The following is a 15,155-nucleotide window of genomic DNA, read 5'->3' as shown; positions in this document are numbered from 1 at the left end:
GCATCGCAGGCGAGCGCCCGCCGCGCCTGCTGGCTAGCGCATCACGGTTCCCGCGCTGTCGAGCACGAAGTCGACGCAGAACACGACGAGCCGGCTCTGCGCGCGGATCGCGACGGCGGCCGTATAGCAGTCGCGGCCTTCCGTCAGCGAGAAGTGCGGGCCCATCAGCGCGACGCGCCCGGGCGCGGCGATCGCGCGCTGGAAGTACGGGCGGCGCGACCAGTTGCTGTGGGTTTCCGGGAACAGCGGCGACAGGCGGGTGGCGCTCGCGTGGCCGTCGTCGGGGGGCGCGCCGATCGACGGCAGGAACTGCTCGCCGATTTCGTCGGTGACGAACACGCGGCGCGCGGCCGGCACCGCGAACACGCGTTGCGCGGCATCCTGCAGGTTGCCGCTCGCGGAAAATGCGGCCGCGCCGGTGAGCACGAGCCGCTCGATCGCGTCGAAGCCCGGCTGCTCGGCGACGGCCGGCGTGTGCCGGCGCGCGATGAAGCGCTGCCACGCGGCGTCGAGCATCGCGGGCGCGGCTGCGCTCGCGTGCGCGATCGATGTGTCGGGCTGGCCGAACTGGAAGCCCTGCACGAAATCGATGTCGGCTTCCATCAGCGCCTGCAGCGCGTCGTCGCTTTCGACGCCCTCGGCAAGCACCATCGCGCCGGCCTGGTGCAGCATGGACACGAGGTGATGCATGATGCGGCGGTCGTCGGCCGACCCGGTTGTGCGCTCGACGAGCGAACGATCGAGCTTGACGATGTCGGGCCGTGCGCGCCACACGCGGTCGAAATTCGAGAATCCCGTGCCGAAATCGTCGATCGCGATCAGGAAGTCGCGATGCTGGATCATGTCGATCGTGCGGGCGAGCGCGGCTTCGTCGCGCGACGGCTGTTCGACGACTTCCAGCACGATGCGGTTCGGCGGCAACCCGAAATGCCGGCACAGCGCTTCGACGAACTCGCGCTGCACGAGGCCCGAATCGAGCACGCGCGGCGTCACGTTCAGGAACAGCCAGCCGTCGCCGATGCCCTGCGCGACGAAATTGGCCGTGTGCAGGCAGCGCGCGAGCCGGTCGAGCAGCAGCGCATCGGCGTCGGCGCGCGTCTTGTCGAAGAGGGCGGTGGGCGAGACCAGCGCGCCGTTCGCGTCGACGACGCGCAGCAGCGCCTCGTAGCCGACGACGCGCTTGTGCGTGATCGACAGCACGGGCTGGAACACGCTGCGCAGCGTCGTGGTGCGATAGGTGGCGAGCCAGCCGCCGGGCGTCAGCGTGAGGCGTTCGAGCAGGGAATCGAGCGACAGGTCGTGGGCGGGCTTCATGTCAACGGTGCCCAGGGGCGAGCGGCTGGGCGGCAGTGCGCTGCCACACTGAAGCAGTCGCATGCGCAGGCGGACGCGAAAGAACGTGGGGCATCGTGACCGCCTTCTGCGGATGAGTGTTCCGAGTGTAACGGGAATGCGGCGGCGCGCGTATCAGGGAAACTCCACACGCACGCGGTACGCGGCCGCGGCCATGGCGGCGCGCTGCGATGACCGGCGCCGCCCGAGTGCGCGCAGTGCATCACTGCCACGAAGCGGAGGGCGCCGTGCAAGCACATGACAATCCGGTGGCATGGGGCGGTGGCATGACCGTGCGTCGCGGCCGCATGGCGTGCGTGATGGCGCGGGAAAACCCGCGGCGGGCACAGCCCCGCGCGCGGGCGGGTGTCGCCGTCGGATGAATGCCGGCGCGCCAGGGGGGACCGGTTGCGCTCGGCCGTCGGCGGTCACCGCACGACGGCCGGCAGCCCGGGCGCCCGGATCCTCAGGTCGCTTCGCCGCTACGCGGCCCCAGACCGGGAATCCGCTTGATCACGCCGGTCGCGAGCGCGGTGCCGACGAGTACGATCGCGCAGCCTTCGATCATCACGGCCGACACGTGTTCGTCGAGGAACAGCGCGCCCCACAGCAGGCCGAACACCGGGATCACGAACGTCACGGTGATCGCACGGGCGGGGCCGACATGCGCGATCAGGTAGAAGAAGATGAAATACGCGATGCCCGTGCATGCGATGCCGAGGCCGAGCACGGCGCCCCATGCGTGCGCGCCGACCGACGCGGCCGGCCACGTGGCGATCGCGAACGGCAGCAGCAGGACGGTCGAGCCGATCATGCTGCCGGTCGCGTTGACGAGCGGATCGACGCCGCTGAGCTTGCGCTTCGTGTAATTGGCGGCGATGCCGTACAGCAGCGTCGCGCCGAGCGCCGCGGCGGCGGCAAGCGCGGTCGCGCCGGCGCCCGTGTCGCCGTGCGCATTCGCGATCTGGTTCCACACGAGCGTGATCACGCCGGCAAAACCGATCACGAGGCCGAGCGCGCGCGGCAGCGACAGTTTGTCCTTCAGCCACAGGTAGGCCACGAGCGCACCCCACAGCGGCGTCGTCGCGTTGATCACCGACGTCAGGCCGGCAGACAGCGTCAGTTCGGCGAACGCGAACAGGCAGAACGGTATGCCCGAGTTCAGCGCGCCGACGACGAACAACGGCCATGCGTGACGGCGCAGCCGCGCGCCGAGTTCGGCGGGTTTGAAGCGCGTCAGCGCAAAGCCGGTGAGAAACAGCGCACCGATGCCCACGCGCAGTGCCATCAGCGGTGCGACGCCGAAATCGATCACGCCGATCCGGATGAACAGGAACGACGCGCCCCACAGGGCAGCGAGCACGGTCAGCAGAATGGCGTTCTTGGGCGACATCGATCGTGAGGAAGAGGGACGGGATGCGGAGGATCTTACACCGCGTTACCGCGCCGTCGTTTCACGATTCGATGAAATGGCAAGAAACGGGAATGCCGCCGGCTGCCGGCGGGAGGGTCGGCTGCCGGCGGCGTTGCCGATCAGTGATGGCGCCGGCCGCCGCGTCCGCCGAAACCGAAATTGAGCGACACCGCCGGTCCCCAATAGCCGCCCCACGCCGGCGCGTACGCAGGCGCCGGATAGTAGTAGGCGGGGCCCGGATCGACGTACACGGGCGCCGGCTGCACCGGTGCCGCCGTGTAATAGCCGCCAGGATAATAGCCGTACGGGTAGTAGCAGCCGGCGAGCGTCGTGCAGGCGAGCGCCGCGGCGACGAGGGTCCTGTTCATGATGTCTCTCCGGCGGAGCCGGCAATCGGCAGATGCTTAAGCTTAGGCCGCGCGCCGATGACACGGTGGGCAAAACGGTAACGGATCATTTCCGGCCGCTGCTGCCCGTGTTGCAGCGCCGCATGCGAAAACGGCGCTTCCGCACTGCGGAAACGCCGTCTGGTCGAAATGTTGCGCCGCGCTAGCCGACCGCACCCGGCCTGCGTCTGGCCGACTTACTTGCCGATCTGGTTGCCGATGATGCCGCCAGCCGCCGCGCCGCCCAGCGTCGACAGCGCGTTGCCGCCGATCGCTGCGCCGGCGACGCCGCCGACACCCGCACCGATTGCCGTGTCGCGCTGGCGCCTCGTCATCGAATCGCAGGCCGACAGGCTTGCCACCGTCGCGACGAGGAGTGCGCATACCCCAATACGCCGAATCGAATAATTCATGATCGTTGTCCTTGCGGTAGTGAACGGAGGACGCGCGACCGACTGGCGGTCACGCATGCCCCCAATCTACGCGCCGTCCCGCGCCGCTGCTGTAAGGACTTGTTAAGCCTCGCGCGGTTTCGTAATCATTTGTTTCTCGTGCGCCGCTAGGCACGCGACATGCGCGCGGCACCCGACATGCGTAAAAAAGCCCGCTCGAAAGCGGGCTTCGTGCATCGCGATGCGTGTCGGGTGCGGATCGCCGCGTTCGCTCGTCCGCTTATTGACGGTGATAGATCTCGGCGCCGGTCTTGACGAACTCGACCGCCTTCACTTCCATCCCCTTCTTCAGCGCTTCGGTTTCCGACACGCCCTGCTGCGCCGCGAATTCGCGCACGTCCTGCGTGATCTTCATCGAGCAGAAGTGCGGGCCGCACATCGAACAGAAGTGCGCGACCTTCGCCGAATCCTTCGGCAGCGTTTCATCGTGGAATTCGCGCGCCTTGTCCGGATCGAGACCGATGTTGAACTGGTCTTCCCAGCGGAATTCGAAGCGCGCCTTCGACAGCGCGTTGTCGCGCACCTGTGCGCCCGGGTGACCCTTCGCGAGGTCGGCGGCGTGCGCGGCGAGCTTGTACGTGATGATGCCTTCCTTCACGTCGTCCTTGTTCGGCAGGCCGAGGTGCTCCTTCGGTGTCACGTAGCACAGCATTGCGGTGCCGAACCAGCCGATCATCGCGGCGCCGATGCCCGACGTGATGTGGTCGTAGCCCGGTGCGATGTCGGTGGTGAGCGGCCCGAGCGTGTAGAACGGCGCTTCCTTGCACCAGTCGAGCTGGAGATCCATGTTCTCCTTGATCAGCTGCATCGGCACGTGGCCGGGGCCTTCGATCATCACCTGCACGTCGTGCTTCCATGCGATCTGCGTGAGTTCGCCGAGCGTCTTCAGCTCGCCGAGCTGCGCTTCGTCGTTCGCGTCGTAGATCGAGCCGGGACGCAGGCCGTCGCCGAGCGAGAAGCTCACGTCGTACGCCTTCATGATCTCGCAGATCTCTTCGAAGTGTTCGTACAGGAAGCTTTCCTTGTGATGCGCGAGGCACCACTTCGCCATGATCGAGCCGCCGCGCGACACGATGCCGGTCATCCGGTTCGCGGTGAGCGGCACGTACTGCAGGCGCACGCCCGCGTGGATCGTGAAGTAGTCGACGCCTTGCTCGGCCTGCTCGATCAGCGTGTCGCGGAAGATTTCCCAGGTCAGGTCCTCGGCCTTGCCATTGACCTTTTCGAGTGCCTGGTAGATCGGCACCGTGCCGATCGGCACCGGGCTGTTGCGGATGATCCACTCGCGCGTTTCATGGATGTGCTTGCCGGTCGACAGGTCCATCACCGTGTCGCCGCCCCAGCGGATCGCCCACGTCATCTTGTCGACTTCCTCGCCGATCGACGACGTGACGGCCGAGTTGCCGATGTTCGCGTTGATCTTCACGAGGAAGTTGCGGCCGATGATCATCGGCTCCGATTCCGGGTGGTTGATGTTCGCGGGGATGATCGCGCGGCCGCGCGCGATTTCTTCGCGCACGAACTCGGGCGTGATCTCGGCCAGCGCGTTTGCGCCGAACGCAGCAGCGCCGAACGCCTGGCCCGGATGCTGGCGGCCCATCATCGCGGCGAGCTTCGCGCCGTTCGGGCCGCTCGACTTCAGGCTCTCGATGTACTCGGCGCGGCGCTGGTTCTCGCGGATCGCGATGTATTCCATTTCCGGCGTGATGATGCCCTGACGCGCGTAGTGCATCTGCGTGACGTTCTTGCCGGCCTGCGCGCGGCGCGGGTTGCGGTGCAGGCCCGGGAAACGCAGGTCGGCGGTGGCCGGATCGGCCGCGCGCTCGAGGCCGTACCGGCTCGACAGGCCGGAGAGCACTTCGGTGTCGCCGCGCGCTTCGATCCAGCGCTGGCGCAGCGCGGGCAGGCCCGCGCGGATGTCGATCTTCGCTTCCGGATCGGTGTAGGGGCCCGACGTGTCATACACGTAGATCGGCGGATTCTTTTCGCCGCCGAAGCCGGTCGGCGTGTCGGCCTGGGTGATTTCGCGCATCGGCACGCGGATGTCGGGCTGCGAGCCGGTCACATAGACTTTCCGCGAATTCGGCAGCGGCGCGACGGCAGCGGCATCGACGTGGGCGTCGGCGGACAGAAACTTCGGATTGGCGTTCATGCGATCTCCTGTGTGAGCGCCGGACAGGCGCTTCGGCGCTTGCCCGGAGCCCTTGACGAATGTGGGGCTCGAGCTAAGCAGGAGACGAGGCTTGGTGAGGCGGCGGATTTCGTCAGAAGGATGGCGGCGAAATCCGTACGCTTCCCTGCGCTGGCATTATCCAGATCAGGTTCAAAGGGTATTTCTCACCCGCAATGCCGGTTGTTTGACCGAACGCATTGCAGGACCCCCGCGTTAGCAAGGGCACACGATACACCGGGTTTGCGGCGGTTTCAACCGGGCGTACAGTGATTATCCCGGGGCAGTCGCGCTATGGCGGGCTGCATGGCAGGCGGGTGCGCCGCAACACGCTCGGTTGTCGTCCGGTCCGGCAGCCCGGTCGGCGGCGGATGAGCGGTGCAGCATGGCGGGCTGTCCGGCCGGCAAAAAAAATATTTTCAGATCGGCTGTCATTTTCCGTGACGTCGTCCGTCTATTCGGTTCCTCAAACCCATGTTTCGGAGAGATGTCATGAAAAAAGTACTGATCGCAGCCTGTGTCGCCGGTTTCGCCATGGTCGTAACGGGTGCGTATGCGCAGAACGACGCGATGTCGAAGGAAGGATCGTCGATGTCGAAGGACGCGATGGGCCACGACGCGATGGCCAAGGACGGCGCGATGAAGAAGGACGCCATGAAGAAGCACGCGACGAAGAAGGACGCGACGAAGAAGGACGCGATGTCGCACGACTCGATGGGCAAGCCGACGTCGGGCGACAAGATGGCACCGTCGAACTGACGGAAACGGACGGAGCGCGGCCGACGCGCATGTCGCCGCTGCGTGCCGGGACGGCACGCGGTGCCGGCCGACGCGCGGCACGCGCCACGCCGCACGTTCAGCGCATGCGCGGCGTGGCCGGTCTCCGGCCCCGTCTCGCGCTCCGTCGCCTCATTCCGGGAGTTTTCATCATGCAAACCGTTCCCGCCACAGGGCGCACGGCCGCCACGCCGCCCGCGCGCCCGATCCATCCGCTGTGGGTGCGCGCGAGCCACTGGCTCAACGCGCTCGCGGCCGTGCTGATGGCGCTGTCCGGCTGGCGCATCTACGACGCGTCGCCGATCTATCCGCCGTTCACGTTTCCTCACGGCATCACGATCGGAGGCTGGCTCGGCGGCGCGCTGCAATGGCATTTCGCGGCGATGTGGCTGCTCGTCGGCAACGGGCTGTTCTACCTCGCGATGTCGCTCGCGACCGGGCGCCTTGTGCGCAAGATGCTGCCCGTCACGCCGGCGTCCGTGTGGCGCGACGTACGCGCCGCGCTCGGCGGGCGGCTGTCGCATGCCGACCTGAGCGTCTACAACGCGGTGCAGCGCGCGGCGTACCTGACCGCGATCGTCGATCTCGTCGTGCTGGTGCTGTCGGGGCTCGCGATCTGGAAGTCCGTGCAGTTCCCGCTGCTGCGCGAGCTGTTCGGCGGTTACGACAACGCGCGCGTCGTGCATTTCTGGGCGATGTCGCTGCTCGTCGCATTTTTTGTCGTACACGTCGCAATGGCGCTGCTGGTGCCGCGCTCGCTGCTCGCGATGCTGCGCGGCCGCTGACCCGCGAGCCGCGGGCGAAGGAAATCATCATGTCGGAATCCGAAAACAGGCGCGGCCAGCCGCGCTGGACCCTCGACCGGAAGTCGCTCGAACTCGACGTGCGCCGCGCGCTCGAGATGCCGTCGCGGCGGCTCTTCAACCGGCGCGTGCTGACGCTCGGCGGGCTGACGATGCTGACCGGCTGCACGCTGCAGGACGATGCGTCGGTCAACACGTTCCTCGAGAAAGTGTCGCGCATGAACGATCGCGTGCAGGCCTGGCTGTTCAGCGGCGAACGGCTCGCGCCGACCTACACCGAAGCCGACATCACGCGGCCGTTCCCGTTCAACGCGTACTACGGGATCGACGACGTGCCGCACGTCGACGCGTCGACGTATCGGCTCGTGCTGTCCGGCCGCGTGACGGGCAAGCGCGTGTGGACGCTCGACGAGCTGTATGCGCTGCCGCACGCCGAGCAGATCACGCGGCATATCTGCGTGGAAGGGTGGAGCGCGATCGGCCGCTGGGGCGGCACGCCGTTCGGCGCGTTCCTCGCGCGCGCCGGCGCCGACACGCGCGCGAAATACGTCGGCTTCAAGTGCGCGGACGACTACTACGAGAGCATCGACATGCCGACCGCGCTGCATCCGCAGACGCTGCTCGCGTTCGACTACGACGGCCGCCGGCTGCCGCCGGAATTCGGTTTTCCGATGAAGCTGCGGATGCCGACCAAGCTCGGCTACAAGAACCCGAAGCACATCATGGAAATCTTCGTGACCGATACGTTTCCGGGCGGCTACTGGGTCGATCAGGGATACAACTGGTTCGGCGGATCGTGAGCGGCGCATGGCCCGGCATCGCGGCGCATGCGCGTGCCGCGCTGCATCGCGTCACGGGCGTCACGCGTCATGCGGATGCGTGCACCTGGAGAGATCGACGCGCAGGCCGACTGCCGCGGCCATGTTCGCGAGCGCGTCGAGCCCGAACAGGTTGATCTTGCCGCGCAGCAGATCGGAGACGCGCGGCTGCGCGACGCCCAGCCGTTGCGCGGCCCGGGCCTGACTGAGCTCGAGCTGTGCGATGCGCTGCTTGAGCGCGATCATCAGTTCGGAGCGCAGCTTCATGTTCCCGGCCTCGGCCGGCTGACCCTCGATTGCGTCCCAGACGTTCGTGTAACGTTCATTGGTCATCGTTTCAACGCCATCATCAGCGTGCGATAACGCCGGGCGGCCAGGTCGATATCGGTTTTGTTCGTGCGTGCATCGCGCATCCGGCCCCGGATTTCACCGGTCCGCCGGCCGAGAAATGTCGCGCCGAAACGTCAGTCCTTATCCTTTCAGGCAGGTCTGACGATGCTTTCGAATCCGTGATGCCATAATGCCGAGCGTGCGCAGCCGAAGCGGTTGCGCGCGTTTTTTGTCCCTCTGCCGCCGCTTGCCGGTTCTCTTTCGTCGCCGTTCGCACTGCCATGTCGTTCCGCATGTTCGCTCTGCCTTTCCGGTCCCGCCAGGACCGCTTGCCGGCATTGCCGGCGTCTTTCAGCGGAGCACGCGGTGCGATGTGCGGGCGGGTTGCACGATGACCCCGCTCGACCGTCTCCTCGATTTCTTCTCCCGCCTTTCGTTCCGGGTCCGCCTGCCGCAAAGCCGCGGCGGCCGCGTCGCGCTGGCGCTCGTATTCATCTATTTCGTCTGGGGTTCGACCTACAGCGGCCTGCATTTCGCGCTGCAGTCGTTCCCGCCGCTGCTGCTGTCGGGGCTGCGCAACCTGCTCGGCGGGATCGGCCTGTTCGTCTTCGCGCTGCGGCGCAAGCCGGAATGGCCGACGCTGCTGGAGATCCGCAATTCGGCGATCGTCGGAACGATGCTCGTCGCGCTGTCGTCGGGCACGATCGCGCTCGGGATGCGCACGGTCAGCAGCGGCTCGGCCGCGGTAATGGTGGCCACGGTGCCGCTGTTCGCGACCGTGATCGCGGCGGTGGCCGGTCGGCCGGTGACGAAGGGCGAGTGGGCGGCCGTCGCGCTCGGGATGGTCGGCATCGTCGTGCTGAATTCGGGCGGCGCGGCAGCCGCGAACTCGGCGCTCGGCACGATCTGCGTGCTGGCCGGCGCGCTGTTCTGGGCGGGCGGCGCGCATCTCGCGACGCGGCTCAAGCTGCCGTCCGACCTGTTTTTGTCCACGTCGCTGCAGATCGGCCTCGGCGGGCTGATGTCGACGCTCGTCGCCTGGCTGCTCGGCGAACGCGTCGAGCAGCTGGCCATCGGGCCCGTGTTCGCGTTTCTGTACCTGATGGTGTTCTGCACGATGGCCGCGTACGTCGCGTACGGCTACCTGATCCGCCACACGAGCCCGATCATCGCGAGCAGCTGCATGTACGTGAACCCGATCGTCGCGGTCGCGCTCGGTGCGCTGCTGCTTGGCGAACCGGTGACGATGGCGACCGTGGTCGCGACCGTCGCGATCCTCGGCAGCGTCGGGCTGTCGTTCGTGTTCGATCCGGCGCGCCGGCCCGCGGCACGCGCGGCGGCTGCCGGTTCGCCGGTCGTGGCGGCCGCGTCGACGGCGGACGTTGCGTCCGCACCCGATCAGATCGCGCTGCCGGAGGCGGCGCCCATCCTGGCGCCTTCCGCCGTCCCGCTGGCGGTGCCGACGCCGGCTGCCGTGATGGATCCGGCGGTGGTCATGGATCCGGCGCAGGCGTTTGCGCCGCCGCCCGCCGGCGAACCGGCCGCGCCGCGTGCCGACGCGTGACGCAGCCGTGGCCGGTCGCGCTCAGCCGCGCCGGCCGCCGCGATGGTGGGACCAGCCCGCGAGCGCGGTGAACAGCAGCCCGGCCGCGCACATGCCGGTCCAGCCGAACGCGCGCCATGCGGCGACGCCGGCCGACGAGCCGAGCGCGCCGCCGATGAAATAGCACACCATGTACACCGTGTTGACGCGGCTGCGCGCCTCGGGCTTCAGCGCATAGATGCGCGACTGGTTCGAGATCTGCGCGGCCTGCACGCCGACGTCCAGCACGATCACGCCGATCACGAGCCCGACGAGGCTCGAGCCCGACAGCGCGAAGATCACGAACGACAGCGCGAGCAGCGCGATCGCAAGCGAGATGATCGCGCGCGGGCCGCGCGTGTCCGCGAAGCGGCCCGCGTAGGGCGCCGCAAGCGCGCCTGCCGCGCCGACGATCCCGAACAGGCCGGCTGCCTGCGGGCCGAGATGGAATGGTGCGCCGGCGAGCAATAGCGTGAGCACGGGCCAGAACGCGCTGAACGCCGCGAACAGCGCGGCGCCCGTCAGCGACGCCTCGCGCAGCCCGCGCAGTTCGACCGCCAGATGCCACATCGAGCCGAGCAGCTTGCCGTACGGCAGCGTCGACGTCGGCGAGCTGCGCGGTAGCCGCAGCACGATCACGGCGGCCAGCGCGACGAGCGCCGCGACCGACGCGGCGAACACCGCGCGCCAACCGAAATATTCGGCGACGAAGCCGGCGGCCGTGCGCGCGAGCAGGATGCCGAGCAGCAGGCCGCTCATCACGGTGCCGACCGCGTGCCCGCGTTCGGCGGGCGGCGCGATTTCGGCCGCGAACGGCACGGCCTGCTGCGCGATGGTCGCGAGCACGCCGATCGCGAGGCTCGCGACGGCGAGCACGGCCAGCGACGGCGCGGCGGCCGCCACGATCAGCGCGACCGACAGGCCGGCGATCTGCATCAGGATCAGCCCGCGGCGGTCGAAACGGTCGCCGAGCGGCGCGAGCAGGAACATTCCGGCCGCATAGCCGAGCTGCGTCGCGGTCGGCACCGCGCCGATCCACGACGCACCGTCGGGAAAGGCCGAGCGGAAGCTGTCGAGCAGCGGCTGGTTGTAGTAGATGTTCGCGACGGACACGCCCGCGATCGTCGCGAGCAGCAACAGCAGGCTGCGCGAGTAGTGGGGCGAGGCGGCGTCGGTCGGACGGTCGGTGGAGGCGGTGGACATGGCTGCGCGGGCGAAGTTGGGCGGCGCGGCGCGCGGCGCACGCGTCGGGTGCGCAGGCGGGCCGGGCGTCGGCCGAGGCTGCCGATCATACCGGAGCAACGTGAATCCTGCCGGGCGGCGACGAACCGGCACAACCGGCACAAGCGGCATGACCGGCCGCCCGTCATCGCACGTTCTTCATGCAGTCAGTCGACCAGCTCCCCCGTCGGCTCATAGAACGGATAAGGCCCGGCGCCTTCGTCCACATACACGTGGTGCGACGTCATCCCCGTATCCGGCGCATGATGATGCACCGCGAACGCCGGCGGTTCGAGCCGGAACGCGGACGGCGCATCGGCCCGCAGGTCGAACGCGACCTGGTGCGCGGGCGCCGGCACGGCCGACGCGAGCGTGCCGCCGAAACGCGTAAACATCATGCGGTGCACGTGACCGCACAGCACGCGCTCGACGTTCGGATAACCGCGCAGCAGCGCGTCGAGTTTCGCGGCGGCCGCGGGTGCGAGGCGCAGTGCGTCCATGTGGCCGATTCCCGACACGAACGGCGGGTGATGCAGCGCGACGATCACCGGGCGATCGCGCGCGGCGGCGAGCTGCGCGGCGAGCCATGCGAGCCGTGCGTCGCACAGGTCGCCGTGGCTCGCGCCGGGCACCTGCGAATCGAGCGCGAGCACGCGCACCGCGCCGACGTCGAGTGCGTACTGCACGAATTCGCCGTCCTGCAGTTCGGCGCGATCGGCGAACGCGCGGCGCAGCCCGGCGCGGTCGTCGTGATTGCCGATCATCAGGTAGTACGGAATCTCGAGCGGCGCGAGCAGGTCGCGCAGGTTGGCGTATTCGTCGTCGTGGCCGAAGTCGGTCAGGTCGCCGGTGACGAGCACGGCGTCGGGGCGCGGCACGAGCGCGTTCAGCCTCGCGATGCAGCGCGCGAGCGCGGCCGCCGTGTCGACGCGCCGGTACGCGAGCTGACCCGGCCGCTTGATGTGGAGATCGCTGATTTGAGCTAGCAGCATCGTCGGTTCTCGGAATCGTCTGGTTATTGTGGGTGCGGCGTCATGCGCCGCGGTGGGGGCGTGCATGCGTGGTGCATTCGAAGTGCATCAAGCGCCGAGCGCGATCAGGCCTTCCGGTGCAATCGTAATGCCGACCGCCGTGCCGTGCGCGAGCGCGATGCGGCCCGGCACGTCGATCACGAGCGCGTCGGGCGCCGCGTGCTCGATCGTGAGCCGCGTGCGCTCGCCGAGGAATGCGCACGCGCCGACCGTGCCGCGCAGCGGCGCATGCGCGGGATCGGCGAGCTGCGCATCCTCGGGGCGGAAGAACCACTCGTCGGCCGCATGCGGCGTGACGATCGCGCCGCCCGTCGTCACGAGCGCACCATCGCGCCATTGTCCGCCAAGCCGGTTCAGCGTGCCGATGAACTGCGCGACCGTGCGGTTGGCCGGCCGGTAGTAGATGTCGCGCGGCGTGCCGATCTGTTCGATGCGGCCCGCGCCCATCACGACGATCCGGTCGCCGAGCTCCATCGCTTCGGCCTGATCGTGCGTCACGTAGACCGTCGTCACGCCGAGCTCGCGCAGCAGCGCATTCATCTCGCGACGCAGCACGTCGCGCAGTTTCGCGTCGAGTGCCGTCAGCGGTTCGTCGAGCAGCAGCACGCGCGGCCGCACCGCCAGCGCGCGCGCCAGCGCGACGCGCTGGCGCTGGCCGCCCGACAGTTGATCGATCGGCTTGTCCGCGTGCGCGTCGAGCCGCATCATCGCGAGCAGTTCGTCGACGCGCTCGCGCAGTGCGCGCGGTTCGGTCTTGCGAATCTTCAGCCCGTAGCCGACGTTGCCGCGCACCGTCAGGTTCGGAAACAGCGCGTAGTTCTGGAACACCATGCCGACCTGCCGGCGCTCGATCGGCAGTGCGGTCACGTCGTCGTTGCCGAACGCGATCGTGCCGCCGGCGTCCGGCATATCGAGGCCCGCGATCAGGCGCAGTGTCGTGGTCTTGCCGCAGCCGGACGGCCCGAGCAGCACGAGCGTTTCGCCCGCGCCGATCGACAGGTCGAGCGGTTCGAGCACGCGCGTGCCGCGGAACGTCTTCGCGCAGCCGGTCAGGGTGATGGGAGTGGAATCGAGTTTCATGTCAGCGAAAGGGTCAGCGGGTCAGCGCGGGCGGCGCTTGAGCGCACGCGTGCCGGACGGATCGACGCCGAGCCATTGCATCGCGACGAGAAGCGGCAGCGTCATCAGCAGGAACAGGATCGTGTACGCGCTGCCGACTTCGAGGCGCAGCGACGCATAGGTATCGGCGAGCCCGACGGGCAGCGTCTTGGTGTCGGGCGTATGCAGCATCCACGTGAGGTTGAATTCGCCGATCGACAGCGTGAGCACCGCGAGAGCGCCCGCGACGATGCCGGGGCGCAGGTTCGGCAGCACGATCGTGACGAAGCGCGTGACGAACGACGCACCGAGGCTGGCCGCGCCTTCCTCGAGCGTGCGCAGGTCGGCGCCCGCCGCGACGGCCGCGACCGCGCGCACCATGAACGGCAGCGTGAACACGACGTGGCCGACGACGATGAACCACAGGCTCATCCGGAACGCGGTGAAGCCGCCGTACACGACCAGCAGCGCGAGCGCCGACGCGAGGCCCGGCAGCGCGACCGGCAGCACCAGCGCCTCCTCGATCGCGCGCGCGACGCGGCTCTTGCTGCGCGCGAGCGCATAGCCGGCCGGCACGCCGACCGCGAGCACGATCGCGAGCGTCGCGAACGCGACGTATAAAGACAGCGCGACCGAGCCGTGATACTGCTGCCACACCTGTTCGAGCCAGCGCAGCGTGAGGCCGCTCGACAGTCCGCGGAAATAGTTGACGGTCAGCCCCGCGAGCACCGACATCACGACGGGCACGATCAGGAACGCGCACAGCAGCAGCGTGACGCTCCATTGAAGCGCGGCGATCGCACGCGCGCCCGTGACGCGCGGCGTGCGCCGCGCAACACCGTTCGCCTGCGCGGAAGCGGAAGCGGGCGCCGGCGAAGGCGCGGAAGAGCCGGAAAGCGATTGCATGCAGGAATCCTCAGGCCGCGGCGGCGGCGGTGTGGCCGGTGAAGCGGCGCGCGAGTGCGAGCACGGCCCAGGTGACGATGCCGAGCACGATCGACAGGCCGGCCGCCGTCGCGATATTCGCGTTCAGCGTGAACTCGGTATAGATGGTCATCGGCAGCACGTTCAGGTCGGTGGCCAGCGTGAACGCGGTGCCGAATGCGCCCATCGCGGTCGCGAAGCAGATCGCGCCGGCCGCGATCAGCCCCGGCGCGAGCGCGGGCAGCACGATGTCGACGAAGATGCGCCACGGCGACGCGCCGAGCGAGCGCGCGGCTTCCTCGAGCGATGCATCGAGCTTCGATGCGGCCGCGATCACGGTGACGATCACGCGCGGAATCGAGAAGTACAGGTAGCCGACGAACAGGCCCGCGACCGAATACGCGAACACCCACTTGTCGCCGGTGAGCTTCGCGGACAGCATGCCGATCAGCCCCTGGCGCCCGGCGAGCATGATCACCATGAAGCCGACGACGACGCCCGGGAACGCGAGCGGGAACGTGAGCAGCGCGAGCAGCACGCGCTTGCCGCCGAATTCGCGGCGCGCGAGCAGCAGGCCGGAGATCGTCGACAGCGCGAGCGTCGCGAGCGTGACGCCCGCGGACAGCGCGACGGTCTCGCCGAGGCTCTTCATGTAGCGCGCATTGCCGAGCAGCGCCGCGTATTGCGAGAAGAAGGCGCCGTCGGCGGACACCTGCACGAGCGCCGCCATCGGCAGCAGCCAGAACGCGGCGAACATCGCGAGCGCCGGCGCGACGAGCGCGACGCGCCAGCGCAGCGGGAAAGTCAGATCGAGCAT

General features: G+C 68.6%; 15 protein-coding genes and 1 riboswitch. Of the genes, 4 read left to right on the top strand and 11 right to left on the bottom strand.

Translation table 11 applies throughout. The features are described 5' to 3' along the window. Positions 1-33: 33 nt before the first annotated feature. From DM992_RS15470 to thiC, 5 genes are all read right to left on the bottom strand, one after another. Positions 34-1,314, bottom strand: a complete 1,281-nt coding sequence (locus DM992_RS15470; protein ID WP_111017451.1) for an EAL domain-containing protein — start codon at positions 1,312-1,314, stop codon at positions 34-36. Positions 1,315-1,798: 484 nt separating this feature from the next. Further along, on the bottom strand, positions 1,799-2,725 hold the full coding sequence (locus DM992_RS15465; RefSeq protein ID WP_111017450.1) for a DMT family transporter: 927 nt from the start codon (positions 2,723-2,725) through the stop codon (positions 1,799-1,801). 140 nt (positions 2,726-2,865) lie between these two features. Beyond that, entirely contained in the window at positions 2,866-3,114 is a 249-nt protein-coding gene (locus DM992_RS15460) for a hypothetical protein (RefSeq protein ID WP_111017449.1), read from the bottom strand. A 215-nt stretch (positions 3,115-3,329) separates the two neighbouring features. Beyond that, entirely contained in the window at positions 3,330-3,545 is a 216-nt protein-coding gene (locus tag DM992_RS15455; protein WP_111017448.1) for a glycine zipper 2TM domain-containing protein, read from the bottom strand. 259 nt (positions 3,546-3,804) lie between these two features. Beyond that, positions 3,805-5,736: a phosphomethylpyrimidine synthase ThiC gene (gene thiC / locus DM992_RS15450; protein ID WP_111017447.1), complete on the bottom strand. Its 1,932-nt coding sequence runs from the start codon at positions 5,734-5,736 to the stop codon at positions 3,805-3,807. Positions 5,737-5,860: 124 nt separating this feature from the next. After that, a riboswitch (TPP riboswitch) is annotated at positions 5,861-5,977 on the bottom strand. A gap of 269 nt (positions 5,978-6,246) precedes the next feature. On the opposite strand from thiC, the gene DM992_RS15445 reads away from it, so the two are divergent. From DM992_RS15445 to DM992_RS15435, 3 genes are all read left to right on the top strand, one after another. Next, positions 6,247-6,513, top strand: a complete 267-nt coding sequence (locus DM992_RS15445) for a pentapeptide MXKDX repeat protein (RefSeq protein WP_111017446.1) — start codon at positions 6,247-6,249, stop codon at positions 6,511-6,513. 170 nt (positions 6,514-6,683) lie between these two features. Continuing rightward, on the top strand, positions 6,684-7,316 hold the full coding sequence (locus tag DM992_RS15440) for a cytochrome b/b6 domain-containing protein (protein ID WP_111017445.1): 633 nt from the start codon (positions 6,684-6,686) through the stop codon (positions 7,314-7,316). Positions 7,317-7,345: 29 nt separating this feature from the next. Then, complete coding sequence (locus DM992_RS15435) at positions 7,346-8,134, top strand: molybdopterin-dependent oxidoreductase (protein WP_111017444.1); 789 nt, start codon at positions 7,346-7,348, stop codon at positions 8,132-8,134. Between the two features lie 60 nt (positions 8,135-8,194). Here the strand turns inward: DM992_RS15435 and DM992_RS15430 are convergent, their stop codons facing one another. Then, a complete protein-coding gene (locus DM992_RS15430) occupies positions 8,195-8,485 on the bottom strand; it encodes an XRE family transcriptional regulator (RefSeq protein ID WP_111017443.1) in 291 nt (96 codons plus the stop codon). Between the two features lie 388 nt (positions 8,486-8,873). On the opposite strand from DM992_RS15430, the gene DM992_RS15420 reads away from it, so the two are divergent. Then, entirely contained in the window at positions 8,874-10,046 is a 1,173-nt protein-coding gene (locus DM992_RS15420) for an EamA family transporter (protein ID WP_111017442.1), read from the top strand. A gap of 21 nt (positions 10,047-10,067) precedes the next feature. Here the strand turns inward: DM992_RS15420 and DM992_RS15415 are convergent, their stop codons facing one another. The 5 genes from DM992_RS15415 to DM992_RS15395 all read right to left on the bottom strand — a co-directional run bounded on the left by DM992_RS15415 (position 10,068) and on the right by DM992_RS15395 (position 15,155). After that, the gene (locus DM992_RS15415; RefSeq protein ID WP_111017441.1) at positions 10,068-11,267 is read right to left on the bottom strand and encodes an MFS transporter; all 1,200 of its coding nucleotides are present in this window, start codon (positions 11,265-11,267) and stop codon (positions 10,068-10,070) included. A 185-nt stretch (positions 11,268-11,452) separates the two neighbouring features. After that, complete coding sequence (locus tag DM992_RS15410) at positions 11,453-12,277, bottom strand: phosphodiesterase (protein WP_111017440.1); 825 nt, start codon at positions 12,275-12,277, stop codon at positions 11,453-11,455. A gap of 87 nt (positions 12,278-12,364) precedes the next feature. Beyond that, positions 12,365-13,396, bottom strand: a complete 1,032-nt coding sequence (locus tag DM992_RS15405) for an ABC transporter ATP-binding protein (protein WP_111017439.1) — start codon at positions 13,394-13,396, stop codon at positions 12,365-12,367. Between the two features lie 21 nt (positions 13,397-13,417). Next, positions 13,418-14,320, bottom strand: a complete 903-nt coding sequence (locus DM992_RS15400) for an ABC transporter permease subunit (protein ID WP_111017438.1) — start codon at positions 14,318-14,320, stop codon at positions 13,418-13,420. Between the two features lie 10 nt (positions 14,321-14,330). Then, on the bottom strand, positions 14,331-15,155 hold the full coding sequence (locus tag DM992_RS15395) for an ABC transporter permease (protein WP_111017437.1): 825 nt from the start codon (positions 15,153-15,155) through the stop codon (positions 14,331-14,333).

It is taken from the genome of Burkholderia sp. JP2-270 (assembly GCF_003233675.1).
Lineage (GTDB): Bacteria > Pseudomonadota > Gammaproteobacteria > Burkholderiales > Burkholderiaceae > Burkholderia > Burkholderia pyrrocinia_C.
Note: the sequence above shows the minus strand (reverse complement) of the source record. Positions and strands in the feature narration are given on the sequence as shown.

Bases quoted from the DNA above. Each gene is read 5' to 3' on its own strand.
- DM992_RS15470 (WP_111017451.1), bottom strand. From the start codon at position 1,314: ATGAAGCCCGCCCACGACCTGTCGCTCGATTCCCTGCTCGAACGCCTC.
- DM992_RS15465 (WP_111017450.1), bottom strand. From the start codon at position 2,725: ATGTCGCCCAAGAACGCCATTCTGCTGACCGTGCTCGCTGCCCTGTGG.
- DM992_RS15460 (WP_111017449.1), bottom strand. From the start codon at position 3,114: ATGAACAGGACCCTCGTCGCCGCGGCGCTCGCCTGCACGACGCTCGCC.
- DM992_RS15455 (WP_111017448.1), bottom strand. From the start codon at position 3,545: ATGAATTATTCGATTCGGCGTATTGGGGTATGCGCACTCCTCGTCGCG.
- thiC (WP_111017447.1), bottom strand. From the start codon at position 5,736: ATGAACGCCAATCCGAAGTTTCTGTCCGCCGACGCCCACGTCGATGCC.
- DM992_RS15445 (WP_111017446.1), top strand. From the start codon at position 6,247: ATGAAAAAAGTACTGATCGCAGCCTGTGTCGCCGGTTTCGCCATGGTC.
- DM992_RS15440 (WP_111017445.1), top strand. From the start codon at position 6,684: ATGCAAACCGTTCCCGCCACAGGGCGCACGGCCGCCACGCCGCCCGCG.
- DM992_RS15435 (WP_111017444.1), top strand. From the start codon at position 7,346: ATGTCGGAATCCGAAAACAGGCGCGGCCAGCCGCGCTGGACCCTCGAC.
- DM992_RS15430 (WP_111017443.1), bottom strand. From the start codon at position 8,485: ATGACCAATGAACGTTACACGAACGTCTGGGACGCAATCGAGGGTCAG.
- DM992_RS15420 (WP_111017442.1), top strand. From the start codon at position 8,874: ATGACCCCGCTCGACCGTCTCCTCGATTTCTTCTCCCGCCTTTCGTTC.
- DM992_RS15415 (WP_111017441.1), bottom strand. From the start codon at position 11,267: ATGTCCACCGCCTCCACCGACCGTCCGACCGACGCCGCCTCGCCCCAC.
- DM992_RS15410 (WP_111017440.1), bottom strand. From the start codon at position 12,277: ATGCTGCTAGCTCAAATCAGCGATCTCCACATCAAGCGGCCGGGTCAG.
- DM992_RS15405 (WP_111017439.1), bottom strand. From the start codon at position 13,396: ATGAAACTCGATTCCACTCCCATCACCCTGACCGGCTGCGCGAAGACG.
- DM992_RS15400 (WP_111017438.1), bottom strand. From the start codon at position 14,320: ATGCAATCGCTTTCCGGCTCTTCCGCGCCTTCGCCGGCGCCCGCTTCC.
- DM992_RS15395 (WP_111017437.1), bottom strand. From the start codon at position 15,155: ATGCTCGATCTGACTTTCCCGCTGCGCTGGCGCGTCGCGCTCGTCGCG.